The organism is Rhodococcus sp. IEGM 1351 (assembly GCF_030056875.1).
GTDB lineage: Bacteria > Actinomycetota > Actinomycetes > Mycobacteriales > Mycobacteriaceae > Rhodococcus_F > Rhodococcus_F opacus.
In genome coordinates this window covers 1-24841 of record NZ_JASHKU010000018.1, presented here as the reverse complement: position 1 = coordinate 24841, position 24841 = coordinate 1, and the positions used below count along the sequence as shown (strand labels likewise).

Below are 24841 nucleotides of genomic sequence, written 5' to 3'. Positions count from 1 at the left end.
ATATCGAAATGTTTTGCGCGCCTCACGATCAGTGACAACAAGGCAGGAATGGTAGAAGGATGAAAGCAGACCGGTCTTGATGTCGTCGAGGCGTGACCCGCCCCGGTACCCACTTACAAGCTGGCCGCCACTGGGCGGGTGGCGCACGTATTCATACACGCTTGGAAGTGCTTCCTATGGAACGAACCTCGCTGGACCGCATTGATGCCACGGTAGAGAATGGAAACTGTGTGATCTCCGCGGATAGGGACACCATTTTGGCCGTTGTGCGGTATGCGATAGAGAATGGCAGGTCGGCGACATTTTATATGCCGAAGGAACACGCCGACGCAGTCAACTCGTGGTTCTGGACTGCCGAGCGAAGGTCGGAGCTAGAGGTCAACGCAGTGACTGCGGAGGAGAAGTTGAAGATTGAGCGCGACCTCGGCATCAGGATTCCGGAGCAATCGTGTTCCAACCGAATTGAATGCCCGGTGTGCGGATACTTCTATGGCGCATTCGAATTCATCCAACAAGGCATACGTGAGCATGGGCGGGAGCCGGTTGAGACAATTATGACCATGGTGAACACGGCAGTTGTACGCGTGAACCCCAGAGCGGTCGCTGTATGCTCCAAATGCGGTCATCCATTTAGAGAGGGGCGGACCGTCGGGGATTTGTTTTACCCCTTTGGGCATTACTACCAATACGCCCCGCAATACGGGTGCTGTTCGAACACAACGCCACCCATGTAGAATCTGCCGTCGGCGGCATCCGGCGCCGGGCCAGGGGAGGCGGCGGCCCGTTCAGGGTGGCTGTTTGTGCCATATCCTCGCTTCGTTGCAGGCCAACGCACACCGTCAAGGACACGGCGACGTAACCACGCTGCAGGCTTCGGCGCTCTCCCGGTGCGGTGCTCGTCGGCCCCGCGCAGGGGCAGTCACTTCTCACTGAAATCTGACGGCCCGCATCCGCAGGATCAACCACCGCCACCACTGAGCGCTGAGGAGGAAGACCCACATCGCGTACGGCAACGCGGCACTTCGCAAACGACTGATGTCCGGCACCGCGCACATCGCCTACCGAGCGCCGGGTCTTGATCGTCAGGTCGGCGAATCGAGGACCCGGCCGCGGAAGCGGCTGTACCGCAATACCGCAACGCTTCGCCGCCACCGCGAAAGACTCCGGGCGGGGATCCACAGGCCAGGCCATCTCACCGACCGGACCGAAGACCGCGGCCGCATTCGCCCGCCGGGCCCGTGGTGAAGCGGGTAACCACATCGCCCGACTGCTTGGCCCGAGATCGAGGGGAGCCAGGTAGAACGGATCCAGGTCCGGCCACGGATACAGCGGCTCCGCGGTTCCGCGGTCGCCGGCACCGGAACCGTCATCGCGACGAAGAGGACACCGAGAACCGCCGCCATCAACCCCCGCAAACCTCGCCGCATCAGTCCTGCTCCCTCTCCTCCGGACGCGGTGACTGTATCCGCGCGGGCACACGCTCCGTTACCGGCGGGATCCCGGCGACCCCACCCACAGTCCCGTAGCGAACACTCGGGACACCGGCGTGCATGATCCGCATCCCTCCATGTCCGCACTCACCAGCCGCGCCGCCGCGGCGCCCGCGGCCCGTCAGCCTCTGACGCCGTCCCCATCACAGTCAGGACTTCACAGCGAGGATCATCTCCAGTACCCCGGCAACCGCGCGACCGCGGTGCACGGCGATCTCACCGCCTTTGCGGATCGAGCACACCCATCACCAGTTGCAGGGTGTACTCGTCGTAGGGCATTCGGCCGTGAACCTCCGTACGGATCCACCGCACTCCGGGGAAGACGCAATTCGCTCAGTGCGCCCGCTGCCCTCACCCCCGGACTGACGCTCGATATTGCGGCAAACCAGGGTCACGCCCAGAATCAAAGAGCCAGGAATTCGCTTCAGTCCGCGGTTCCCTATCTGCCGGTCGAAGGTCCACCGCATCTGTGGGTGCCGCCACAACGACGTGGGAGGACAACAATGTCCGGTCTCATCCGCAAGAGTCTCGATTCACCCGAGGAAACCCGCCCCTTCGAGGACGACATGGGCAAGCTCGAACTCGTCAACGTCCCGTCCGGCGCTGTGGGGAGGGCGACCTTCCAGCCCGGCTGGAAGTGGTCCAAACACGTCAAACCGATAGCCAAGACGGACAGCTGCCAAGCCGCTCACATGGGTTACGTCATCTCGGGTCGCATGAAGATCGTCATGGACGACGGGCAGGACATGGAGTTCGGCCCCGGCGATCTCATGATCTGCCCGCCCGGACACGACGCCTGGATTCTCGGCGATGAGCCCTGCGTGGTCATCGACTGGACCGGCGTCGCCGACTACGCCAAACGGTAGACGTGGACCGGCGTCGTCGACTACGCCAAACGGTAGACGACAGCGCCGTGTCCGCCCGCTCATCCCACGCGCGGGGGGAAAGCCGGTGGAGTGGACTCTTGCTCAGGGGACTCCCGCCCTGCTTGCTATTGTGTTGTGCGACACAACGTTGTTGACGCCCCAGGCCGCTTCGCAGAGTGAGCGGTCAGTCCGCGGGTGGCGACCCCCGTAAGGACATAGCCGAGGGTCAGCGGGCTTTGGTGGTGAGGATCGCCGCAAGGTCGTCGAGCGCTATCAGGGCGGCGTCGCTGTCCCGGTCGACGAGCCAGCGCAGCACCAACCCGTTCATGCACGCCAGCGCGAACCGGGCGACCTGATCGACCGGGGTGATCCAGGCGACGCCGGCTCTACGTGCGCACAGGGTGAGGAACGCGACGGCCTCGGCGTCCATGGTGCGGTACTGCCGCTGGGCGATCGCCCCTGCCGCCAGGTTGCCGGCGCCGCGTCGGCGGAGCGCGTGCGCGGTGATCTCGTAGGTCAGCAGCTGACGGTTGGGGGTGGACTCGATGATCGGCCACAGTCCGCGGATTCCGGCGCGCAGCAGTCCCTCGAGGGCCGGGATTCCGGTCAACCCGGCGGGTTCGGTGTACTGGCCGAACGCCAGCCGCATCCCCTCGTTGACCTGCAAGATCTGGGTCTCCCCCAGTTGGGTGAGGAGGGTGTCCTTGTCGTGGAAGTGGTAATGCACGATCCCCAGGGACGTTCCGGCGGCGGCGGCGAGTGGACGCATGGTCAGCGCGTCGACGCCCCGCTCGGCCGCGATCGTCAACGCCGCCTCGAGAAGTTGGGCGCGGCGCTCATCGGCGGGCAGCTTCTTCGCCATTCGCCGAGCGTAAGCGCTCGGCGGTCGGCACCGGGGCCCTTATCCCACGACGATCAGCAGACCGACGGCGGCGACCGCGATCACGGAGGCGAGGACACAGATCGCCCACGCCCGGATCGCAACCCGGTGCCAGTCCCGGTCACGGCGTACCACCTGGGCGGTGAGCACCCGAGCCTGCGAGGGTGATGCCGCCGTGTCGGCCCGGTCCGGCACCCGCTCGCGCGAGCGTCGCGACACCACATCCGCGGTCACCGCCGCGGCGAACGACACCGCAATCACGCACAGCGTGGCCACCAGGACCTCGACCATCCAGAACACATTCATACGGCAACTCGAACTTCCTTGTTTCTCGGGCGTCCACCGCTGTAGGCGATTGCCGTCCCCGTCGGTCCCCTCCCCGTCGTGTATCGCCACGATCGCTCACTCTGTTGCGCCGATCGGCCCACGAAGTTTTTTCAACATTTTGATCAGTCGTCCAATTTCCATTTTGATCGCGCGTCCAATTGAATTGGGCATTCGTTCAGCTTGATGGGCGAAATAATCTTCCTTTTCGTGAAACGCCGGAGGCGCCCACAGCCGATATAGAAGTAAGCGGGTTCGGTGCCCGTCGACGACAAAAGGCAAAAGGAGTGAAAGGATCATGGGTTCTGCAGGTGTTGACTTTGCCGTCGCCTTCGAGGCGTTCCTCAAGTGGCTGAGTATCACGTTCGGAGGCGGTATCGGAATCGGCTGATCGGCCATATATGCCCTGGAACGGCGGTGGCCCACGGCTCGCCAGGTGGGAGCCGAGCCACCGCGTTCCGAGCAGCGGCCCACGCCTCAACGCTGCCCGCCGCCCATAAGGATGCTTTGCCGCCTAAAGTCGGAATCGACTAATGGCGTAATCGTCATGCATATGCTCACACGGACCGGCAACAGCGGCCCCCTCGATTATCGTCCGCGATTTCAGCCATTCGAGAAATGTTTGTTCGGTGAGCTAGAACCTCACCACCCTTGCTGTCATTTCGTTCGCTGTCCTCGGGCTCGCAGCCTGCGGCAATGACCAGTCGCCGGACGTCGAACCGTTCCCACCGCCGGTCGGCACCACCGCGACAACTACGACGCAGCTGCTGCCGCGCGCGACCGAGATGGTCGTCGGTCAGCCCAACACGTTGACCTTGAGCAATGGCGTCGAACTGACGTTCACGGTCGACTCGTTCGCCTCGCTCACCGGGGCCGACTGCACCGGTTCGGCTTTCGCTGGTCCGCTGGACAAGCAGTTCCTCCGGGTCGATTTGGTTGTGCGCACCGGCGAGACGGTGCCCGCGGACTATACGTCGATCTTCGACACGTTCCTGTGGAAAGTGCGCGGCGACGACGGTGTCGTGATCGACGAAGCGGCGATGGAAGAGGACGCATCGTATTGCCTCAGCGTCGAGGAGGACGGTGCTGATCTGGACACGTGGGAAACGAATTCGATCTACAACGCGAGCTTCGTTGTCCCGCAGCAAGGTCCGGCCGGGACGGTCATCCTGGAGCCGTCGGATTACGTCAGCACAGACCGCTTCGAACTGAGGTACTGAACAGAGACGTCACAAGGTCCCTGGCTCGCAACAGCGAACGCCATGGGGTGCCACGCACCATGTGCACCTGACCGATGGGCAGCACCCGTCCGACACCGGTCTCGGGTGCTCCGCAGCGAGGCGTGGGCCTCGACTTCATGGGGGCCTTGGCCTTTGCTCTTCTGCGCCGCCGCGAACTTCATGCTCGCCGACGGTGACGCTCTTCCCCGGTTGGACGAACTTGCATGGCACGTCATCTTCCAACCAGAAGTGATCCCCCAGTGGCCAGAAGCGGTTCGCGCCGCGCCGGACAGCCGCTACGGCGTTGGTTGCGTACTGGCCGTCACACTTCCGTCGCGGCGTGGCTGGATGGTCGGTGGTTGTACAACGTCTATCGCAGAGAAGGCGACGGCACCGGACAATTTCAGCTATCGAGTTCCGGATGTGGGGGTTTCGACCTCGTCACCACTGCCGCCTCCGTTGCACATAGGCCGACCCCGGTGCACACGGGCGATCCTGGGCCCCGAACCGGCGTCGACGATTGTGTCAAAGAATCGGTCAGCCCATCGGAAGGCAAATCGAGCCGAGATTCAGTCCCGTTGCCACGGTGACGGTCGTGCTGCCCTCCGAGCCTCTGAAGCCGGCCGCTCCTTTGAATTTTGCGCCGATGACGTGCGCGCCTGGCGCGCCGAAGGAGTGATTGGCAGTGGCGGTGCCATTCGTCACGGCGGCGGCGGCAACGATCACGGTGGTGCCGTCCTTGAACTCCACCGTGCCAGCGGCGTTTACGGGCGTGATCTTCGCGGTCAGCGTGACCGGACAGGTGGTCGCGACGGTCCCCTGCACGGACACAGTCGTCGTGGTATCGACGTCAACCGCTGCTGCGGGTGTGGCCATGAGGACCATCGCGGTGGCAGCGGCGCCGAGTGTGAACATTGGGGCCCGGAGCCGTCGCGCCGGCCGCCGCCGAACGTGTATGCCCTGGCCTGCCGATTCCGAACCGATACTCTGACTTGCGAAGGTGATCATGGCCGTACTCCTTCGATTCGCGCCTGATGTGAAACGCGAAGCGGACGACCACGCATCCGATAGTTCCGGCGGCCGCCCGGGCCGCTAATTCTGACGCTACTCGTGGCGGGTAATTGTCATCAATACCCCAAACGGATCGTTCGGCCGCCGGGAATTTGGCCCCACACGAACTTTCTTGGTTTGCCGAGGGCTGGCGGCCGTTGACGCGATCGGTAACCTTTACCGGCCCCACCCCGCCCCGTGTATCGCCGCGACGGCGCACCATGTTGCGCGATGTCGGGGTCCGTCCGTCCCATGCGCGGGAGCAGTGCTGCACATGGTGCTCGCAGCCCGCGACACGCGCGGTGCACCGGTGCGCCCCGCCGCGCCGGATCGACCCCCCGGCCCCGATTCGCCCCGGGGAGTTTCCACACATTTTGATCAGTCGTCCATTTTCCATTTTGATCACTCGCCCAAATTGGTCTTTCGTTCAGTTTGGAAGGATGTCAATTTTTCTGGTTTGCAGTGAATCGCCCAGGGCACTTCCGTGCGATATGCGGCCCGGGATGCGGGGTGAATATCGGAGACGCCGAGCGAAGACGACGTTCCTACCGGAGGCCTACCGCAACCTACGTGGCGTGCTCGACCCGGCCGTCGCCGTATTCGGATCCAGTTGGTCGTCATCGACAATCCTCACACCGACCACGCCGGCCAAACTTGTGCGAGGCAAGAGATCTGGAGTTGCCCCATGGCCCCGATGGCGAAGAGCAGTTCTCCTTCCGCGGACCCGCCACCCAGGGGCGCGCGGCCCGCATCATCGACATCACCGCGGTCGTCGCTACCTCGGCCTTCGCCGGCGGCGCCTTGCTCACTCAGACCCCGTGGTCGTCCCGGCCTGGCGCGCGATGGAACCGGCGGCATTCCTGCACCACTTCGCGGTGTACGGACCCGTCACCGGGGCGACGGTGTTTCCCTTCGCGGTCGCCGCGGTGCTGCTGCTCGCGATTACCACGTACTCCGCCGTCAAGCGTCACCGGCCGGGGCGGCTCGCCTGGGCGCTGGCCACCTTGTGCATGGCCGGGACCTTTGTGCTCCTACCGCTCTATTTTGTGGACGCGAACCTCGCCATGCTCGACCCCGGGTTCCCGCCGCAGGCCGTGTCCGCCGAGTTGACCGACTGGTATCGCTGGAATTGGGTCCGTGCGGGCCTGGGCCCCGCCTCGACGGCCCTGGCCTGCACGGCGCTCACGGCCAGCCGAGGCCAGAACGCCACTCATCGGGGTGAGGCGGACCACGGTCTCGGTAACAGCTGAGATCTGTCGACCGCTGCGCTCGGGAAGGGGCCGCATCGGACTTGCACCCATTGCTCATCCATTCCTGCAACCACAGACTGGTCTCATTGAGCTGCGACGACACCGGCAACCGGGTCGGGTACTCCCGGTCGAGACCGATCGCCGCAGCGAAGGCGGGGCCCCGCCCCGAAACCCATGTGCAGGTTGAATCCCAGCCCTCGGCCATCTGCTCGAGATCCGCCGGCACTCCGCCCTGCAGCACCGCCGCCAACTTCAGCTCCGGCGCACAAGTCGCCGCGATCGCCGCAGCCCACCCGCCGGCCACCCCCCCACCCGAATAGCCAGCACCCGAATAGCCAGCCAGGACCACACACCTGTTCGCCAGCCCGACTCGCGGCCTTGTGAGGCCGTTACTGTCAGAACTTCTCGGTGAGGATCATCTCCAGTACCCCCGTGCCCGCCGGGACCACGGTGCACGGCGGCGGTGTCACCGCCGGGGCGGGATCGAGCACACCCATCACCAGTTGCAGGGTGTACTCGTCGTAAGGCATCCGGAAATGCCCGGACTGATTGGACGGGCAGAGATCCCCAATCATCAGGTTCGTCGCCGACCCGTCCCGCAACGCGATATTGGTCGCCGGCTGAATGACCTCGTCGACCCACGAACCGATCGTCGTGTACCGGGTCCCCGCAACGGTGTCTCCCCCACCATTGAGGTCGGCGAGGAACGGCGAGCCCTGGGCCTGCTGCTCCAACGCGGGCGAGACCAAGTCCGGGGGAATTGCCCTTCTCGCCCACTGCATGCCGCCGGGTGTCTGCTCGAGGACCGGAACGAGACCGAACAGGGTGCCCCCGTGGGTCGGTGAGGCGAGACCGACCCACTGATCGACCACCGCCGCGCCACCGAGCCGGTTGACGTAATAGCGGGCCACCGTCGCCCCTTGCGAGTAGCCGACGAGGTCGACCTCGGAGGCCGCGGTCGCGTCGCGGACCTCGGCCACGAACTGCGCCAGCTGGCCGGCGCTGACCGTCATGTCCTCGGTCCCGTAGTTGTCGCCCCCGGGCGCACCGCCGTAATTCAGCGCGAACACGCAATACCCCGCCCCGGCCAGTCGCGGACCGAGCGCCGCCCAGTCCGAGTACGCGTTCGAGTCCGTGCCGTGCACCAACACCACGGGCCTCGGATGATCCCCGGTCGGGATACAGGTGAAATCGTTGACGCCGGGCGGCACCGATCCCGGATGCTGCCGCGCATACCGGGCAGCATCGGGATGCTCGCTCTGGGCGGGACCGACCCGGTCCGGGACCTGCCGTACCGAGCTCACCCCGGGCAGGTCCGGAACCTCCTCCGCCGCCGCGACCGGCGCCCAAAGAAGGCCCGCGGCCAACCCGACACCCGCGGCCGCGGCCGCCCGCCTCATCTGTCGATATGCCCGCATCCTGCCGCTCCCTGCCCTACCTCCGCGGCCCGACCATTCGTGCCGACACCACTACCCGAGCACCCCGGAACCGAGTCGGCTCCGGTGTCAGTGTGGAATATGTTGAGCGCAAACGCTATTAGGTCAATCGTCCAGTTACGCTGGGTCGCATGCCATCCGGGAATACTCCAACAGTGCGACCGCTGCCGCATCCGACGAGGCCATCCTGCGGGTTCGATCACTACCGCCCAGTAATGTGACGCACAACACAGCTAGCGTTGCGGAGATGCCTTACCCTGCTGAGAAACACGCCACCCAAAGGCTTCCCCCACGAATCGACACACAGAGTGAGTCGGAACCCGCGCCCACCCGAGGAGGTGCGATCGCCATGACCACAGAACAGCTGGTCCGCAACCCCGTCGTCGCGGTCCGGGTCGCCGCCGATATCGCCAGCCAGTCGCCCCGAGACGTTGTCGCGGCAATGTTGTCGTTCGACCTCGACGACGGGAAGGTCGACCTCGACGCAGTCGAACGGATCCGAGAGCGCGACTTCGACGACTGGGTTTCCGCCACCGCGCGGTCCGGCCTCTTCTCCCCGCGTGAGATCGAGGCCCTGGCCAGGTCGTGGCACGCCGACCCCCGGTCGCTGTTCGAGGCGCTCCTCACCGACGCCGACGACATGACCCGCAAGCGCTACGAGATCGCCTGGGACTCGCTCGACGAGGCCGACTCACTCGAATACGCCTGACGGTGGCGGCCACCGACGATGGAACGCATGACAGCCAACGCACCACAATGAGCGACGAAAAACGTTGAGGTGAACGGCAAGGGAGGACGGCACCCGATGACGAACTCGACCGTTCCGGAGCAGTTGCTGCACGCCGTGCAGGACCGGACCACCGAGATGCGCCGATGGCTGGATGCGGACAACAACAGCGAAACGCTGATGGCGCACCTCCACGACGAACCGGTCGACGCAGCGTGGCTGCGCACCTATCAGCGCCTGGGTCGCGACCTCATGTCGGCCGTCGGAAACGCGCAGGAGCAGTTGCCGCGACGTCGATGAACGCCGAACAGGACTGTGCGCTCGAAAGGGTACGGGCCACGCGCGCGGTCCTTCGAACCTTCACGCTCGCCGAGCGCACAGCGGTTTTCGGCCTTGGGTCGCCTGATACCTGCCCCTTGGCCACGGCCAAGACCGGAAGTCCCGTTCGTCGATCCTTCGGGTGCGGCGACCACTGCTCGATCTCCGCCAAGGCGAGGGTGTCGTGTCAGTCGTAGTCCGCGAGCAGTGTGACGAAGTCCCGCTCCCGGCCCTCGCGGGGCGGGTCATCGGTGGGACCTCCGATGTCGGGGCGCCGACACCTTGCGCCTGAGTTCCCACGTTCTTGAGGTGCAGCCGCCGGCCGCCGCCCTGAACGCCGTCGCCCGTCCGGCTCACCCCTGGGGCAGGCCTTGTCGACGAAATCCGAAATCCGGGCGGCGGGTCATCTTCTACGAGGCCGGAAAGCCTTTGCAGAATAGGGGCACACCGAACACCATGCGACGAACCTCCACATCGGGTATGCATGTGCTGTGCGTCGTTCAATCCCATTCAGGACGGTTCACGAACAGCCGTCCGGCCGATGATCTCGGTACTCGAAGGGCAGGTGAATGGCCACCCAGAAGCGGGCGGAAATCACTCGTCGCGCATTGCTCCATGCCGCGGCCGAGGTGTTCACCCGCCGCGGCTACGCAGACACGAAGCTGAGCGAGATCCTCACCCAGGCCCTGGCCACCAAGGGGGCGCTGTACTTTCACTACGCCTCCAAGGAACAACTCGCCCGCGCCGTCATCGAGGAAGGCACAAGGCGGTTCACCGTCGTGTGCACCCCGTATCTCGACTCCCCCACGCCGGCATTCGAGGCCATGATCGGCATCTCCTTCGTCACCGTCGACGCCGCCCTCAACGACGCGGTGATGGGGGCAACCTTCCGCCTCATCACCGAAATGGGCGACTACCGAAGTTCGGAGACGGACACCTTCGCGACCTGGATATCCACCTACCAACTCCTGGCCCGCCGAGCAATCGACGAGGGTGACCTCCGCGTGGACACTGATCCGGACGCAGTCGGTCAGCTCCTGGTGGAACTCTTCGCCGGGGCACGCCTCCTGACGACGCCCACCGACAACCTCGCCGCCCTGCCGACGCGTACCGCGATGGCGTGGGATCTGCTGCTCCCAGTGCTGGTGACCACACCGAAGATCGACTACTTTCGACAATTCGTCACCCGGAGGCTGCCCACGGTGGGCCTGCCGTGAAGGTTGGTGTCAACAAGCGCCGAGGAGCCTCGGTGTAACCGAACGCACGGCGTACGCTGCGCGTCGCTGCGGCCGCTCCCGCTGATCGGGGCTGGTCGCCTTTTCCACATGTTGTCAAAGATGACACGCCGGGTACACCCACCCTCCGCGCTGCGCCGACACCGTCCAGGAGTTTCGCCGGCAAGCTGGCCATAGGTGGCGTGCCACACCTGCGCCGAGATAGCCGTGCTCGTTGTGTATGACGCTGCACAGGACCGCGCAGCTGTCCCGCACCTCGAGCGCCCCACGTTGGTCGTCGTTCATCGCGCTTCCGGTCACCGGCTACCGGTATCGGCCCCGGCGGCACAGTCGCGTCCTCCCTCGAACGCCGTGCGCGGGCCACCGCCCCGCTGGTGACGGTACGCAGGCGCAGCCGGACGGCGTCGCCGACGCACCGGGCGAGTTCCCCGATGGAGCCGCTGATAGGTGGCCAACCACGTCCGGTCGACCGGTTCGCCGCGCAGGTACGCCATCAACGCCGCACTGTTGCTGTCAATGGCCAACCATCGGCGCAACGCGGTCGCGCAATCCTGCCCCTCTCGCAGCAACGCCTGCTGCGGAACGGTCAGGTGCGCCATCGTCTCTCACTCCCGGGTCGCGTATTCCGATGGCGGTGAAGTGATCTGCAGACCCGATCGTCTGCACGCGCCGAGTTTCGCTGCACGCGATCGACGGATTCGAGGTCGGTAGTGATATTCCGGCGCACCTGGGACGATGACTTCCGGTTCAGGCGGACGCCCCTCGGAATCCGGTGTCTCTGAGGTGAACCCACCAGTGTCGTCTCAGGGCTTCTCGTCACGGCACGCGGTGACCCACACGTCACGCCGGAGCCGGGTGGTGGATCTCTGACCCGACACCTGCCGACGGGAGTGAGGAACAACCGTGCAATGCCGATGCGGCCGAGGGGACGCGCAAGCCAAGAATTGGTGGACATGTGACCAGTAGCGCGGTGGACGGGTGTGCTGTAGAACGTAAACAGGTACATCGGTTTGTGATGTAAACCACACCTAAATGTGACATTGCCGCCGCTTTACCCACCTGCACCACAGTTCCGGGGGCAGGCCCGGACCGCCCACCACGGGTGGCCCGATTCCGAGGACGAGAAGGGGACTCTTCGCGGATGTTGTTGCCGATGGCGCCGACCGATTCACTGTTCCTGCTGGGCGAGTCCCGGGAACATCCGATGCACGTCGGCGGGCTGGCGTTGTTCACCCCACCAGACGGGGCGTTCGCCGCGGACGTGCGGGAGATGTTCGAGACCGCCCTCGCCGGCGACAGGGTGGCCACCTTGTTCCGCAGACGTGCCCGCCGGTCGGTGACCTCACTCGGGCAGTGGGGCTGGGACACCCTCGCCGACCACCAGGTGGACCTCGGGCACCACGTGCGCCGGGACGCCTTGCCGCGGCCCGGCGGCATGGACGAGCTGATGGCCCTGGTGTCGCGGCTGCACGGCACCCTCCTCGACCGCAGCCGCCCCCTGTGGGAGATGCATCTGATCGAGGGGCTCGCCGACGGCCGCTACGCGGTCTACACCAAGATCCACCACGCTCTCGCCGACGGCGCCTCCGCGATGAACCTGCTGGCCGGATCCTTGAGCGCGGACCCGCACCGGCGGCACATGCGCGCCCCCTGGCAACCCACACCGCAGCTGGCCGCCGTTCCCGCCCCACCCGAACCGATGCCACCGATGGCCCCCGCGCCGGGTCTCGGCGTGACGACGGCGTTGGATCTCGCCGGCACGGCCGTGCGCGCCGGCCGCACCGTCGCCGGAGAAGTGGCCGGCTTGGTACCCGCGGCGATCAACACCCTCGACCGGGCCGCCCGCGGCACCGGCGGTACCCTCTCGCTCACCGCCCCGCACACCCTGCTCAACGGGCCGATCGGCGGCGCCCGCCAGGTCGCCGCCCGCAGCTTCCCGCTCGAACGAATCCGGTTGCTGGCCAAGCACGCCGACGCCACCGTCAACGACATCGTGCTGGCCATGTCCGCCGGGACGCTGCGCGGCTACCTGCACGCCCGCAACGCACTACCGGCCGACCCGCTGATCGCGATGGTCCCCGTCTCACTGCGCCCCACCGCCCAACCCGAGGACACTGTGTCGGGCGGTGCGGGCAATCGGGTGGGGGTGCTGATGTGCAACCTCGCCACCCACCTCCCCGACCCCGGACACCGCCTCGAGACCATCCGCGACTGCATGCGCGAAGGCAAGGCCGCGCTGCGCGAGATGAGCCCGGCACAGGTGCTCGCGATGAGCGCCCTCGGCGCCGCCCCGCTCGGAATGGAGATGCTGCTCGGCCGGCGCGGACCGCTCCGGCCCCCGTTCAACGTGGTGATCTCCAACGTCGCCGGCCCCCGAACCCCCTTGTACTGGAACGGGGCCCGCCTCGACGCCCTGTACCCACTGTCGATCCCCACCACCGGGCAGGCCCTCAACATCACCTGCACCAGCAACGACGACCAGATCGTCTTCGGGCTCACCGGCTGCCGCCGCACCCTGCCCGACCTGAACCCGATGCTCGGGCACCTCGACACCGAACTCGACACCCTCGAACGCGCCGTCGGCCTGTAACACCACACCACCCGAAACCAGGAGAACCGAACTACATGAGCACTTCCACCCCCGCGGCACCGAACCCGCACCTCACCGCACCGCGCACCGGGCCGATCAGCACCGCCGAGATCAAGACCCGCATCGAGGCAATGTTCCCCGACGACCGATACCCGCCCCAACCAACCCGTTGAACCCACCGTTCGCCCCGACACCGACACCCGAGAGGACCCCGAACCATGAACACCAACGTGGCACTGCTGCTGGGATTGCTCGCCGGAAGCCTCGGCGGCACCGCAGCCCTGCAGACCTTCCTCGGACGAACCGGAGTAAGCGCCGCACACGGGGTGCACCCTTCCACCCGAACGGCTAACCACCGCGGCGCTCACCTGCCCGTGCACGGTGCGGGCGGGTCGACCACCAGCGGATCGGCTGAGCTGCGAGCCAAAGTGCCCGGGCGAATTATTCTGTCACACATCGCTATACGATTCCCGCACGACACTGTCCGCCCTTCTCGCTTCCCCCGCATGGCCCAGGGCCCCGCCCGCGGACGATGAGCCGGGCCGCTGGAGTGTCCCCCGCCCTCACGCACGCAGCCGACATCGGGCCTCATTCGACATTCGCGGTGTTGACGCGGCCGACGACGTCTCATCGCTCGGCGGTGAACCGACGTTGTGCAGTGCCCGCGAAGATCCGATGTCAGTGAGCGTGCCGACCTCAGTCCAGACTGTCGCGGTCCACCGGAAACGGTGAATCGACTCGTTTGCGGACCAATCGCGGCGATATGCACCTCCGCGCCTTGCGACGAATCGTATTCCGCAGCTTGACATCAGAGCTGTCCCGGGTGCCTGAAACCACGTCCTATTATCCGCGCATCTGTCCGCCTCGACCTCCGGACCGATGCCGAGTCACACACCGGCGCAGTGCTGCTGTTGGGGCACGGCCGGGGAAGATCGGACTGACGCGGGAAGGTCGAACGCCGCCGATCCGTGGCGTAGGCCCCGGACCAGGCGTTGATCGGCAACATCCTGCCCGACCTTGCCATGATGTTCGCCTGCCTACCCGACCTCGCCCCGGGCCATGCTCGGACATGTCGCCGTCGGTCCCGCGCTGGCGCCCATGATCACCACCCGGGCCCGCCGCCGACGCCCACAAGAAGATCGCGACGATCGACACCGCCCGCGCTGCGAAGGCAGACCGCATCGTCTACGGACGGGGAAAATGCCCCCGACCAGGCCATATGCATGTGTAGAGTGTGTTGCCCGATGGTCACGGTGTTGTTTCGGGATGCTGTCTTCGGCGCAGTTGCCCGGGTGAGCAAAGTGTAAGCGCCCCGACACCACCGGCCATCGAGCGGACATATTCCGCCCCTATGGTCATGCGAATCTTCAATCTCAGGAGCTAAGCCGTGACAACATTATCTCAGCGCCCTTCGAACTCATCGCCTCCCCCGGTATCGATCGGGCATCGGATCGACAAATGGGACCCCGAGGACGAGGCCGCGTGGGAGGCGGGCGGGAAGAACATTGCCCGACGGAACCTCCTCGGCTCCATCCTCGCCGAGCACATCGGATTTTCGGTGTGGTCGGTGTGGTCGGTGATGGTGCTGTTCATGCCCGCGGCGGTCTACCACATCGATCCAGCCGGAAAGTTCTTCCTCGTCGCCATACCCACACTGGTCGGAGCAGTTCTACGCCTGCCGTACACGTTCGCCACCGCCACATTCGGTGGCCGCAACTGGACCATCATCAGCGCACTGGCCCTGGCGGTGCCGATGACCTTGACGCTGTACTTCATCTCGAGGCCCGAAACGTCCTACACCACGTTCATGATCGTCGCCGCGTTCGCCGGCCTCGGCGGCGGGAACTTCGCCTCCTCGATGACCAACATCAACGCGTTCTACCCGCAACGCCTCAAGGGCTGGGCCCTGGGTTTGAACGCGGGCGGTGGGAACATCGGCGTCCCGGCCATCCAGTTGATCGGCCTGCTCGTTATCGCCACCTGGGGCAACCGCAGCCCGCAGATCGTCTGCGCGGTGTACCTGGTGCTCATCGGCATCGCCGCCGTCATCGCCGCCCTCTACATGGACAACCTCACCGACCAGAAGACCGGCGCACGATCGTTGATCGATGTGCTCAAGTTCCGCGACTCCTGGATCATCTCGTTCCTCTACATCGGAACATTCGGATCATTCATCGGATTCAGCTTCGCCTTCGGCCAGATCCTGCAACTCAACTTCCTCGCCGGACTCACCAACGGCGCTCCGGCGACCCCCGCAATGCAGGCCACCGCCGCCCTGCACGCCGCCCAGATCGCCTTCATCGGACCGCTCCTCGGGTCCCTGTCCCGCCCACTCGGTGGCCGCCTCGCAGACAAGATCGGAGGAGGCAAGATCACCCTCTACAGCTTCGTCGCAATGATGGCAGCCGCCGGTATTCTCGTCGTCGCCGGCACCGTCGACGACGCAACCCCGGGGGCCGCGAACACCGCCATCATGACCGCCTACGTCGTCGGATTCATCCTGCTGTTCGTCATCTCCGGAATCGGCAACGGCTCCGTCTACAAAATGATCCCGGCAATCTTCGCGGCGAAAGCCGCAGCACTACACCCCCACGACACACCCACCGCCGCCGTCTGGTCACGCACCATGTCCGGAGCACTGATCGGAATCGCCGGCGCCGTCGGCGCTCTCGGCGGAGTCGCAATCAACCTCGTCCTGCGCGCGTCGTACCTCGGGGTACACAAGTCGGCCACCACCGCATTCTGGGTGTTCGCCGCGTTCTACATCGTGTGTGCGGTGCTCACCTGGGCGGTGTACCTGCGGCGACCGACCGCGTCGATACCCTCACCGGCCGACGCCCTCACACCCACTCACTGACCAACAGCTGGGAACGCTGATCCACCCGCGGAACACCGTTCCACAGAACACCATCCCCCCCGCTTTTCGCTGCCACACAGCGCAGTGGACAGTCCTCACCCCCACGACAGCAATTCAGCGACTTCGGCCGCGTCCACCGACGCTGCCGTCATCCGCCGGACTCGTCCAGCACAGCAGGGACCGTACGGTCCCTGGAACACCTCGAGAAGGAAATCTACGAACATGAGAATGTCCAAACTGATGGCCGTCGCTGCCATGACCATCGCGTCGATGGGAATCGTCGCCGGTACCGCCCACGCGGATCCCGCACCGGCCCCGGTCGCCGGGGTGGGGTGGAACCTCACCCGCAACGGTGACCAGGTCATCGTCGACACCACGGCCGGGTCACTGAGCAACGAGAACAACCACCTGATCGTCCGCGACGCCAACGGCGTCACCGTCGAGTCGGTGCCACTGTCGATCGCCGTCGACGGCTTCGCGCACCCCGTCGCCGCACAGATCAACGGCCGCACCGCAACCCTCACCACCGACACCAGCCCGGCCGCCGCAACCCCGGCCACCCTGCCTCTGCGGCAGGTCGACCTGCCCGCCGCCACCGCCGGAGTCAAAGACAACATCACCCTCACCGCGGCCGTCGGCGGCTTCCTCGGCGCGGCAACCGGTCTGGTCGGCGGCTGCCTCCTCGGAGCTGTGGCCGGGGCCGTGATCTCCGCACCCGCAGCACTGCTGTTCGGCGCGGGCCCCGTGGCCGGATGCATCGGCGGCGCACTACTGGTCGGCGCGGGCGCCTCCCTCGCCGGAACCGCGATCGGCGGCCTCGGCGCCATGGCCGCCAACGCCGATCCGTTCATCACACTGCTGAACGCACCCCCGGCCCCGAAGAAGTAACACGGCCCAAAGCGTCATCGCTGGACAACGTCCCGCGGTGCAGATGCGGATTCGTATCCTCGCAGCATGTCGAGTGGACGAACACCACTGGCGGAGCAGTCGTCGCACACTGCAGGCGGCGAACTGCTCAATGGGGCAAAGAGGTCGACGTGGTGTGCCAGCAGTTTGCGGGGTCGGTGCCGACGCGGCGTCGCTGGCCGTCCAACAGGACCAGACGGAGAGGGAGAAGGCCGACCGGCTCGAAAGCTGGGCAGGAGGATCAGCATGTACTCGTCATCTATTTTCCTACGCAACAGGATCGAGTTCCTCGCCGATCCGAACCCGATCCTGTTGCGTCATGGATACATCCACCTCTTCTTCGCCGCGAGGTGATTCAGAAGGCGAGGTCGATGCTCGATGACACCTTCGGGTGGTCCCATGCTCGTGGCAACGAGGTGGTCCCATCACCCTGGCAATCGACAGAGGGCTTCGCGCTGACGTCGAGCACTTGGCACACGGCACGAGAGGAAGGGGCCTGGGGCATTCGGTCGGACAGCGACCAGTTCCGGAGCGAATCCGGTTGATGCAACCGGCACGGATGCAGATCCGAGATGAGCCGGTTGAGCCCATGTCCGGTTACTTCGAGGGTCTCGCGCCTTCAGTGATGCGCTGCGACAACGTCGTCGTCGAGGAATCCCTTCAATCCGCCACTGAAGACATCGTTGTCGTCGCCGGCGACCATATGACCGGCCCCCGCGACGTCGATCAATCTGGCGGTCGGGATCAGCTCGAGCAGCTCCTTGGCGCCTTCTTCGCTGACCACATGGGATTGCTTGCCCCGCACGAGCATCGTGGGAACCGCGACCGCGGCCGCAGCCTTCCGTGCCCGTTCGTAGCGCACGATCGAGTCCGCTTGGCGGGTGGGTTCGTCGCCCTGGCGGAGGAACGCCGGATCCCAATGCCAGAACCAGCGGCCATTCCGCAGGCGGAGGTTCTTGCGCAACCCGTCCGGGTTGGGCTTGCGAACCCGGTTCGGGGTATACGCCGCGACCGCCGCAGCAGCCTCCTCGAGACTCGCGAAACCCTCGAGACCACTGCGCATGAACGCCATGATCTCCGCGGTACCGCTGGTTTCGACCTTCGGTGCGATATCGACCAAGACCAGACCGCGAGCGAGATCCGGGTTCTCCCTTGCCCGATCAACGACGTCATACCGCCCATCGACGCACCGACGAGCACCGGCCTCTCCCCCAGCTCGCCGACGATCGACGTCAGGTCGGCGACCAACGCATCGATGCCGTAGTCCCCGTCCGGTGCCCACTGGCTGTCGCCGTGCCCACGCGCGTCCACGGCGATCGCGGACCAGCCGTCCGCCGCGAGGCTGCGGCCGGTGTTCCGCCAGGAATGCCGGGTCTGCCCGCCGCCGTGCAGCAACAGCACCAAGCCTTTCCGGTCGACGCCCGATCCGCGGGCCCCCGGTGAGGGTGGATCCCACCGGTCGGCAGCGAGCGTGACACCGGCACCGCGGAGTTCGGACTGTGTGACTACGGCATCCATAAAGTTCCTCACCACCACTATCGAATGAGCGTTTCCCTTCATGCTGCACCACGAGGTGAACCATGATTCACCCGCACTCCTCGTGACATGACGCATCAGCATAGGTTTGGCTGTGTCGGCCGACTGTCGTCGGTGTCTTTCGAGGTTGCCGGCCCCCGGTCGATGGGACCAACTTGCCGGATCACCGCCCTCCCGACCTACCTGCAGTCGTTGGCCTGCTGATTGTCCAGGCCGGCACTCTCACGACGCGAGCCGCAAGGACTCTCGCATACGCAAGGCACCATAGCCCGCACAAGGAGTCCGCTACACGGGGACAGCGATCGCCGCGCCGCACTCGCCCGCGAGGCGCCAAACGTAAGCCGTGCCGGCCCGCGACCCGGCGCAGGGACGAGTACCGTTATCAGGCGGCTTGCCGCCCAGTCGGCTCACAGCTGGCCCTATCCTTGTTCGCGATTCCTCGGTGCGCGCCGCTCATCGCAGCGAAGCTGGTCGCCGACACCGCTCATGTTGACGAGATTTCACTCGGGGTCGCAGTCTTCTCGGCGATCGCGGTCGCCGGGTGCACAGCGATCAGGCCGAGGCCCTGGCGACGCTTACACAGCCGCGCCAGCTCCCGATACGCGGCCTCGCCGAGCAACTCGGTCAGCTCCGGCGCATACGACTGCCACACCGCCCGGGCGCCGACGTGCGCGTCCGGCGAGCCGGAGCAGTACCAGTCCAGGTCCGCGCCGCCCTCACCCCACCCGCGGCGGTCGTACTCGGTGATCGTGATCTTCAGGATCTGCTCGCCGTCGGGTCGCTCCACCCATTCCTGGGTGCGCCGGATCGGCAGCTGCCAGCACACGTCGGGTTTGACCTCGAGCGGCTCGAGGCCGCGCTCGAGCGCCATCGAGTGCAGCGCGCACCCGATGCCACCCTCGAATCCGGGACGGTTGAGGAAGATGCACGCACCCTGGTAGCGGCGGGTCCTCAGCGCCGGCTCGTCGTCGAGCTCGTCCTCCTCGATGTACCCCCTCTTCCCGAGACCCTGCTTCATGAACTGCCAGTCCTCGGGTCTGAGCAGCTTCACCGACTCGTGCAACCTCGCGACATCCTCCTCGTCGGTGAAGAACGCGCCGTGCGAGCAGCAGCCGTCGTCGGGTCGGCCCGCGATGATGCCCTGGCAGGACGGGGTGCCGAACACGCAGGTCCAGTGCGAGAGCAGCCACGTCATGTCCGCGGCGATGAGATGCTCGGCGTCGTCGGGATCGAGGAACTCCACCCATTCCCGAGCGAAGTCGAGCCCAACCTCGGGGCTCGGCGTCATCTTGTCCGACGGCCCCGGAATACCTGCTGTCACAAACCCCCACGGTAGCCGACCCACATACCAGACAAGGACTGATCGGGTCCCCGTCCGGGAGTGAACAACACTCGACCCGAATCGCGCCGACGTGGGTGTAACGCCGCGGCCTCCACCGCGAATAACCAGCGAACGTTCTCGCGCCTGTCGGGGCACGGGAGGAGGCAACGACCCTCCTGATGTCGACACCCTCGGGTGGGGCGTGTCGTCACCGGTGTCGACGGTGCGCAGCGAAGGATCGACGTAGAACGCGACAGTCGAGGAGGGTGCGATGAACCCCAGTCGCATGCGCAGGCTCCGGCCGGTGCCCGATGCCGAGCCGCAGATGATGTTCCGCACCATCCACGGGTACCGGCGCGCCTTCCGCATGGCCGGTGACGGTCCCGCGCTGCTGCTGTTGCACGGCATCGGCGACAACTCGTCGACCTGGACCGAGATCATCCCGCACCTCGCCGAGGAGTACACCGTGATCGCACCCGATCTCCTCGGCCACGGTCGCTCCGACAAACCCCGTGCCGACTATTCGGTCGCCGCCTACGCCAACGGCATGCGCGATCTACTCTCGACCCTGGGAATCGACCACGCCACCGTGATCGGACATTCGCTCGGCGGCGGCATCGCGATGCAGTTCGCCTACCAGTTCCCACAGCTGGTGGATCGGCTCATCCTGGTTTCCGCCGGCGGTATCACCACCGACGTTCATCCACTCCTGCGCCTCGCGGCGACGCCGATCCTCAATGAGGCACTGAAATTGCTGCGCCTGCCGGGAGCGGTGCCCGCGGTGCGGTGGGTGGGAACGGTGTTGACTCGGCTGCACGGCACTGCCCTGCACCCCGGTGCGACGCTGCACGACACACCGGATCTGGTGCGTATCTTGACCGAACTGCCCGACCCCACCGCGCACGAGGCCTACCTACGCACCCTGCGGGCGGTGGTCGACTGGCGCGGACAGACGGTGACCATGCTCGACCGCTGCTATCTGACGGCAAGTCTTCCTGTTCAACTCATCTGGGGAGATCGGGATACGGTCATCCCCGTCAGCCACGCCCACACCGCGCACGCGGCAATGCCGGGCTCGCGGCTGGAGATCTTCCGGGGCGCCGGTCACTTCCCCTTCCGGGACGACCCCCTGCGCTTTGTCCACACCGTCGAGGAGTTCCTGTCCGATACGCGCCCATCGCCATTCGACGAGGCCCGGTGGCGGCAGCTGCTCACCATCGGAACCGTCGATACAGCTCTCACCCCCGACGTCTCGACGCGTGCCGCCGTGCTCGACGCGGTGGGACCCGCCGAACGCAGCGCCACCTGATCCGGGCTCAGGTGACCGTCACCGGGCACAACACCCACCCGGTACCTGGGGTAGGTACCACGCCGCGGCAGTCACCGGTCTGCAGCACCGTGTTGAAAGATTCACCACCTACCGACAGGGAATCCGCCACGGCCATGTCACTGCCTCGCACACTCTCGATCCGGGCGGCCTGACCCGTCCCTCCACCGGCCTGTTGGGGGCCGGCGATGAACGCGGTGGGGCGGGCGGGGCTCGAACCCGCGACCAATGGATTATGAGTCCACGGCTCTAACCGACTGAGCTACCGCCCCATCACCGCACTACCCCCACCATCGCGGGGCGAGGTGATGCTACCGGCCACCCTGCTGGCTGTCCCGGCCCGCGTCGGGAAGTCTCATATGCGGCCGAAGAGCTGCCGCACCCCACCGTCCTCATCGACCGCATACAGCGCCATCCCCAACAGATCGAGAATCCGCTGAGGTGCCCGCACCGCCGCGTCCACCGATCGCGGCTCGTCCCGCACGACCAACGCAAACGACACCGACTGATCCGGTTCGCTCGGCATCCGCCTCACCAGCTGACCGATGGCGGTATCGACATCCAACCCCGGCGCGGCGGTCGCACCCTTGACCTCGGCGTAGAGCTGGCGGCCGTCCTTCTCGGCAACGATGTCGACGAACTCCGTATCGGTGCGGACCGTCCATCCCTAAGACGACAACCACCCCGCGAAGTCCCGGGCCACGCGCGCCTCATCACCTCTCATACCGGACACGGTAGGCAAGACGCCTCAGTTCCGAACAACACCACAGCGCGAAACACGTCCGGTGCGGCTATGCCACGACTGAGGCATACCCCGACAGATCGTGCGGTGAGATCGACGTACCCCTTCAGGACCTCATCCGCGTCATACATGTAATCGACTGACTGCTAGGGCAATTCGTGTGCCGATGCCTGATGCCGCCCAGTACCGGCCACGAAGCGGCTGCCGCCGATCGTTCTCCCCGGTGTCGGCCGGGCGTCCGCACGCCCGAATCCGGGCCCAGGTTCGGGTCCGGGGCGGAGCGGTGGAAGCCCGGATCGATGGTCAGGTCTTCGGTGTCGGCGAAGACCCGCCGCCCGTCGTCGAGCGCGACCGCCCGCCGATGCACCGGCGCCCACTCATGCCCACCGCCACCAGGGTCGGTCACAGCCGCATAGTCCTCGACCACCTCACCGGTGAGATCGGCCCCGGCGCTCCTGCGGACCAGCACCCGGACACCGACCGTCAACTCCGGGCCACCGAGCGGCCGATTTCCGCTGTTTCGGGCCATGCTGACACACCTCTTCGCTCGGCGGAACTCCCGAGATCGAGCATAAGCACCACCCGGCCCGGTACGCGACCCGACCTGCACGAACACCATCCGAGATCGGGAACACCACCGCCGAAGCAGTCGGTGGTGTTGTCGGCGGCAGCTACCTGTACCTCCGTTTCCACTTCGAGGCGGCGACCTCGAAGGTGCAGCCACCGGTCGCAGTCCGAGCACGACATGGCTCGGATGGACTCGCGCAGCTCCAGAACCGCAAGCCCAGCGAAACTCATTCACCCCCACCCCCACCCCCACCCCCACCGCCACGCCCGCAAAGACCGGGCAGACCATCACCATCAGCGCGACGCCGACGGCAACATCACCGGACCCATCCCCAACAGCCGGGAAAACACCGCCCTCGCGGTGACCGCCGCCGGCGGAGTCTGGGTGTGTGCGAGGGCTGCAATGGCCAACCAAAACCGTGTTGGCGCAGAACATGATCGAACGCGCGCTCGACGCGGAGATGCCGTTCGCGTAGCTCACCGCGGACGAGGCCTACAGTCAGGTGAAGTCCCTGCGAATCTGGCTCGAGAAGCAAGAAGGGTCGCACGTGCTGGCCACCCGCCTGCGCGGCGACGTGTTCACCCCGGACGGGCGCAACGGCCGGGCGAACGTAGAAGATCGCCGCGGTCCCGCCGAAGCAGTGCCGCCGAATCTCCGCCGGCGACGACGCGTGCAGACCGCACTGGTATCCCTGGGCGCGGGTGCCGATGTGCATCGCAGGGGCGCCGGACGTGGCCACTGGCTGCCTGCGAGACGCGGTCGAGTTCGGCGACCTCGTAGACCGTGACCGCGAGGCCCTAAGCCGCCACGAGGGCACACACCGCTGCGTCGGGTGTAAGGGCCGCCGCGATCGGCGCCGTGACACCCCTCGGCGCGCAGCCACGCGACGAGAGGCACCTCTCGCTGAGGGCAGCCCCGTGTTCTCCCAACTCGACGACACACACAATTCGGATCTCAAAGTTTCGAGTTACCGAATCGAGATAGGTCAGCATCCGGATCAGAAAATGATCTTGAACGGTCGGCCCATCCGCACGGAAAATGACATTCACGGCATTTCCCGCGAGGAACCGAGCGCGGCGCAGACACAACCGGAAGCTCCAGTACAGCGAAAGGGGCCGCAGGTAGACTCAGGAGCCCTTTCTGCCACCGCAGCGCCAGTTCAGTTACTGGCCAGCGCTACTAGCCGCTGAGCGACCCAGCAGAACCCGAGAAGAAGTCGAGGACGCCGAGAAGGGTGGAGACGTTCGAGAAGAAGTCGGCCAAGAAAGCAAGGTCCATCTTTGTAACTCCAGTTCGATTGTTCAGAGAATCGCGACACACAGCACACGATGTGAATATTTATACCGGTCCGATAACAATTCCGCAACGACAAGTTGCGGTCAACCAGCAGCGAGTGAAATCCGGCCCACCCCGAGGAGAGGGCACATCGCGGTCCGGTCCGCGGTGGGGGTGGTGGAGACTCGGATCGATGGTCAAGCCCTCAGTGTCGGGAAAAGACCAACCGGCGCATCGTCGACCGCGACCGCCCACCGATGCACCAGCGCCCACTCGTGCCCACCACCACCGGGTGCGCCTCACTGCCGCATAGTCCTCGATGATCTCCCCGATGACATCGGCCGCGGCGCTCCTGCGGACCAGCACCCGGCACGCGAGCAGACCTGCACGAACACCGGCCCGGAAGTCATCCCATCGTTGTTCCGCTCGCTGTCGCCGGCGGAGTGCGATGGCGCACTTATCGGTCTGCGAACATGCGCGGTCGTTCCGGCGCTGAGCGCACTACCCCTGACGGTCGGGCGATCCAGTGACGGGAACGTCGGTGCGGGCAGCCCGGATCCGCATCATGCCGGGATGCCGGGCGGTCGGCATGATCCCCGGCAACAGGAACCCCCACATCTCGTCCACCCGCTGCTCGAGATCCACGCGATGAGTCAGGACCTGAGACACGGTCTGGACCCCGGTGAACGCGCCGATGACGAACCGCGCGAACGCCGGCGGGTCGATAGTGTCCACAAGGTCGCCCTCGTCGACCGCACGCGCCGCCAACCCTTGACAGGCGGCGATCCAATCCAAGTACGGGCCCGCGGGGCCACGATCGTCGGCACTGAGCTCGAGGGTGATGCGAATCCCGGCCCGCACGATCGGATCCTGCACGATCTGCCGGGCCATCTCGTGGCAGAGCATCACGATCTGCTCGATCG

General features: G+C 65.9%; 22 protein-coding genes, 1 tRNA gene and 2 pseudogenes. 12 read left to right on the top strand and 13 right to left on the bottom strand.

Annotated features, from left to right (window positions below):
* The first annotated feature begins 1993 nt into the window (after positions 1-1993).
* The gene (locus QM806_RS27505; RefSeq protein WP_283293416.1) at positions 1994-2356 is read left to right on the top strand and encodes a cupin domain-containing protein; all 363 of its coding nucleotides are present in this window, start codon (positions 1994-1996) and stop codon (positions 2354-2356) included.
* A gap of 226 nt (positions 2357-2582) precedes the next feature.
* Here the strand turns inward: QM806_RS27505 and QM806_RS27500 are convergent, their stop codons facing one another.
* Positions 2583-3218, bottom strand: a complete 636-nt coding sequence (locus QM806_RS27500) for a TetR/AcrR family transcriptional regulator (RefSeq protein WP_283293415.1) — start codon at positions 3216-3218, stop codon at positions 2583-2585.
* 39 nt (positions 3219-3257) lie between these two features.
* A complete protein-coding gene (locus tag QM806_RS27495) occupies positions 3258-3542 on the bottom strand; it encodes a hypothetical protein (RefSeq protein ID WP_283293413.1) in 285 nt (94 codons plus the stop codon).
* 833 nt (positions 3543-4375) lie between these two features.
* On the opposite strand from QM806_RS27495, the gene QM806_RS27490 reads away from it, so the two are divergent.
* Entirely contained in the window at positions 4376-4780 is a 405-nt protein-coding gene (locus QM806_RS27490) for a hypothetical protein (protein ID WP_283293411.1), read from the top strand.
* Positions 4781-5317: 537 nt separating this feature from the next.
* Here QM806_RS27490 and QM806_RS27485 read toward each other — a convergent pair.
* A complete protein-coding gene (locus tag QM806_RS27485; protein WP_283293409.1) occupies positions 5318-5788 on the bottom strand; it encodes an Ig-like domain-containing protein in 471 nt (156 codons plus the stop codon).
* Between the two features lie 860 nt (positions 5789-6648).
* Between QM806_RS27485 and QM806_RS27480 the strand changes: the two genes are divergently transcribed.
* A complete protein-coding gene (locus QM806_RS27480) occupies positions 6649-7080 on the top strand; it encodes an anthrone oxygenase family protein (RefSeq protein ID WP_283293406.1) in 432 nt (143 codons plus the stop codon).
* Here QM806_RS27480 and QM806_RS27475 read toward each other — a convergent pair.
* Both QM806_RS27475 and QM806_RS27470 read right to left on the bottom strand, forming a co-directional pair.
* On the bottom strand, positions 7013-7429 hold the full coding sequence (locus QM806_RS27475; protein WP_283293404.1) for a lipase family protein: 417 nt from the start codon (positions 7427-7429) through the stop codon (positions 7013-7015). The genes QM806_RS27480 and QM806_RS27475 overlap by 68 nt on opposite strands.
* A gap of 46 nt (positions 7430-7475) precedes the next feature.
* Positions 7476-8498: an esterase/lipase family protein gene (locus QM806_RS27470; protein ID WP_283293401.1), complete on the bottom strand. Its 1023-nt coding sequence runs from the start codon at positions 8496-8498 to the stop codon at positions 7476-7478.
* Between the two features lie 367 nt (positions 8499-8865).
* Between QM806_RS27470 and QM806_RS27465 the strand changes: the two genes are divergently transcribed.
* The 3 genes from QM806_RS27465 to QM806_RS27455 all read left to right on the top strand — a co-directional run bounded on the left by QM806_RS27465 (position 8866) and on the right by QM806_RS27455 (position 10778).
* On the top strand, positions 8866-9225 hold the full coding sequence (locus tag QM806_RS27465; protein WP_283293398.1) for a hypothetical protein: 360 nt from the start codon (positions 8866-8868) through the stop codon (positions 9223-9225).
* A 96-nt stretch (positions 9226-9321) separates the two neighbouring features.
* Positions 9322-9543 carry a hypothetical protein gene (locus QM806_RS27460; protein ID WP_502943895.1) on the top strand — a complete coding sequence of 74 codons (222 nt, stop codon included), beginning with the start codon at positions 9322-9324 and terminating at the stop codon, positions 9541-9543.
* Positions 9544-10130: 587 nt separating this feature from the next.
* Complete coding sequence (locus QM806_RS27455; protein ID WP_283293394.1) at positions 10131-10778, top strand: ScbR family autoregulator-binding transcription factor; 648 nt, start codon at positions 10131-10133, stop codon at positions 10776-10778.
* A gap of 314 nt (positions 10779-11092) precedes the next feature.
* Here the strand turns inward: QM806_RS27455 and QM806_RS27450 are convergent, their stop codons facing one another.
* Complete coding sequence (locus tag QM806_RS27450) at positions 11093-11395, bottom strand: hypothetical protein (RefSeq protein WP_283293392.1); 303 nt, start codon at positions 11393-11395, stop codon at positions 11093-11095.
* Positions 11396-11937: 542 nt separating this feature from the next.
* Here QM806_RS27450 and QM806_RS27445 point away from each other — a divergent pair.
* From QM806_RS27445 to QM806_RS27430, 4 genes are all read left to right on the top strand, one after another.
* Positions 11938-13386 carry a WS/DGAT/MGAT family O-acyltransferase gene (locus QM806_RS27445; protein WP_283293389.1) on the top strand — a complete coding sequence of 483 codons (1449 nt, stop codon included), beginning with the start codon at positions 11938-11940 and terminating at the stop codon, positions 13384-13386.
* Between the two features lie 35 nt (positions 13387-13421).
* The gene (locus tag QM806_RS27440) at positions 13422-13559 is read left to right on the top strand and encodes a hypothetical protein (RefSeq protein WP_271212485.1); all 138 of its coding nucleotides are present in this window, start codon (positions 13422-13424) and stop codon (positions 13557-13559) included.
* 1265 nt (positions 13560-14824) lie between these two features.
* Entirely contained in the window at positions 14825-16243 is a 1419-nt protein-coding gene (locus QM806_RS27435) for a nitrate/nitrite transporter (protein ID WP_502943905.1), read from the top strand.
* 222 nt (positions 16244-16465) lie between these two features.
* Positions 16466-17131 (top strand): DUF8020 domain-containing protein, encoded by a 666-nt coding sequence (locus tag QM806_RS27430; protein WP_283293386.1) that lies wholly within the window; start codon positions 16466-16468, stop codon positions 17129-17131.
* Positions 17132-17768: 637 nt separating this feature from the next.
* Here the strand turns inward: QM806_RS27430 and QM806_RS41790 are convergent.
* From QM806_RS41790 to QM806_RS27420, 3 genes are all read right to left on the bottom strand, one after another.
* On the bottom strand, positions 17769-17933 hold the full coding sequence (locus QM806_RS41790) for an alpha/beta fold hydrolase (protein ID WP_502943894.1): 165 nt from the start codon (positions 17931-17933) through the stop codon (positions 17769-17771).
* Positions 17894-18667, bottom strand: a complete 774-nt coding sequence (locus QM806_RS27425; RefSeq protein ID WP_502943903.1) for an alpha/beta fold hydrolase — start codon at positions 18665-18667, stop codon at positions 17894-17896. Before QM806_RS27425 ends, QM806_RS41790 begins: the two co-directional genes overlap by 40 nt.
* 502 nt (positions 18668-19169) lie before the next feature.
* Positions 19170-19973, bottom strand: coding sequence for a DUF3109 family protein (locus QM806_RS27420; protein WP_283293593.1), 804 nt, complete (start codon positions 19971-19973; stop codon positions 19170-19172).
* 304 nt (positions 19974-20277) lie between these two features.
* Here QM806_RS27420 and QM806_RS27415 point away from each other — a divergent pair, with 304 nt between their 5' ends.
* Positions 20278-21315 carry an alpha/beta fold hydrolase gene (locus QM806_RS27415; protein ID WP_283293385.1) on the top strand — a complete coding sequence of 346 codons (1038 nt, stop codon included), beginning with the start codon at positions 20278-20280 and terminating at the stop codon, positions 21313-21315.
* A gap of 216 nt (positions 21316-21531) precedes the next feature.
* Here the strand turns inward: QM806_RS27415 and QM806_RS27410 are convergent.
* The 3 genes and pseudogenes from QM806_RS27410 to QM806_RS27400 form a co-directional block, all read right to left on the bottom strand.
* A tRNA-Ile gene (locus QM806_RS27410) sits at positions 21532-21605 on the bottom strand.
* Between the two features lie 83 nt (positions 21606-21688).
* Complete coding sequence (locus QM806_RS27405) at positions 21689-21964, bottom strand: hypothetical protein (protein ID WP_283293591.1); 276 nt, start codon at positions 21962-21964, stop codon at positions 21689-21691.
* A 325-nt stretch (positions 21965-22289) separates the two neighbouring features.
* Positions 22290-22604: pseudogene (locus QM806_RS27400) on the bottom strand (hypothetical protein); the annotation flags it as partial.
* Between the two features lie 448 nt (positions 22605-23052).
* Between QM806_RS27400 and QM806_RS27395 the strand changes: the two are divergent.
* Positions 23053-23400 (top strand): annotated as a pseudogene (locus tag QM806_RS27395) (IS701 family transposase); the annotation flags it as partial.
* A gap of 1019 nt (positions 23401-24419) precedes the next feature.
* Here the strand turns inward: QM806_RS27395 and QM806_RS27385 are convergent.
* A partial coding sequence (locus QM806_RS27385; protein ID WP_502943893.1) for a TetR/AcrR family transcriptional regulator occupies positions 24420-24841 on the bottom strand: 422 nt, incomplete at its 5' end.

What these genes read in the sequence shown, in the direction of transcription:
- QM806_RS27505 (WP_283293416.1), top strand. Translation starts at nt 1,994, where the DNA reads ATGTCCGGTCTCATCCGCAAGAGTCTCGATTCACCCGAGGAAACCCGC.
- QM806_RS27500 (WP_283293415.1), bottom strand. Translation starts at nt 3,218, where the DNA reads ATGGCGAAGAAGCTGCCCGCCGATGAGCGCCGCGCCCAACTTCTCGAG.
- QM806_RS27495 (WP_283293413.1), bottom strand. Translation starts at nt 3,542, where the DNA reads ATGAATGTGTTCTGGATGGTCGAGGTCCTGGTGGCCACGCTGTGCGTG.
- QM806_RS27485 (WP_283293409.1), bottom strand. Translation starts at nt 5,788, where the DNA reads ATGATCACCTTCGCAAGTCAGAGTATCGGTTCGGAATCGGCAGGCCAG.
- QM806_RS27470 (WP_283293401.1), bottom strand. Translation starts at nt 8,498, where the DNA reads ATGCGGGCATATCGACAGATGAGGCGGGCGGCCGCGGCCGCGGGTGTC.
- QM806_RS27465 (WP_283293398.1), top strand. Translation starts at nt 8,866, where the DNA reads ATGACCACAGAACAGCTGGTCCGCAACCCCGTCGTCGCGGTCCGGGTC.
- QM806_RS27460 (WP_502943895.1), top strand. Translation starts at nt 9,322, where the DNA reads ATGACGAACTCGACCGTTCCGGAGCAGTTGCTGCACGCCGTGCAGGAC.
- QM806_RS27455 (WP_283293394.1), top strand. Translation starts at nt 10,131, where the DNA reads ATGGCCACCCAGAAGCGGGCGGAAATCACTCGTCGCGCATTGCTCCAT.
- QM806_RS27450 (WP_283293392.1), bottom strand. Translation starts at nt 11,395, where the DNA reads ATGGCGCACCTGACCGTTCCGCAGCAGGCGTTGCTGCGAGAGGGGCAG.
- QM806_RS27445 (WP_283293389.1), top strand. Translation starts at nt 11,938, where the DNA reads ATGTTGTTGCCGATGGCGCCGACCGATTCACTGTTCCTGCTGGGCGAG.
- QM806_RS27440 (WP_271212485.1), top strand. Translation starts at nt 13,422, where the DNA reads ATGAGCACTTCCACCCCCGCGGCACCGAACCCGCACCTCACCGCACCG.
- QM806_RS27430 (WP_283293386.1), top strand. Translation starts at nt 16,466, where the DNA reads ATGAGAATGTCCAAACTGATGGCCGTCGCTGCCATGACCATCGCGTCG.
- QM806_RS27425 (WP_502943903.1), bottom strand. Translation starts at nt 18,667, where the DNA reads ATGGATGCCGTAGTCACACAGTCCGAACTCCGCGGTGCCGGTGTCACG.
- QM806_RS27420 (WP_283293593.1), bottom strand. Translation starts at nt 19,973, where the DNA reads ATGACGCCGAGCCCCGAGGTTGGGCTCGACTTCGCTCGGGAATGGGTG.
- QM806_RS27415 (WP_283293385.1), top strand. Translation starts at nt 20,278, where the DNA reads ATGAACCCCAGTCGCATGCGCAGGCTCCGGCCGGTGCCCGATGCCGAG.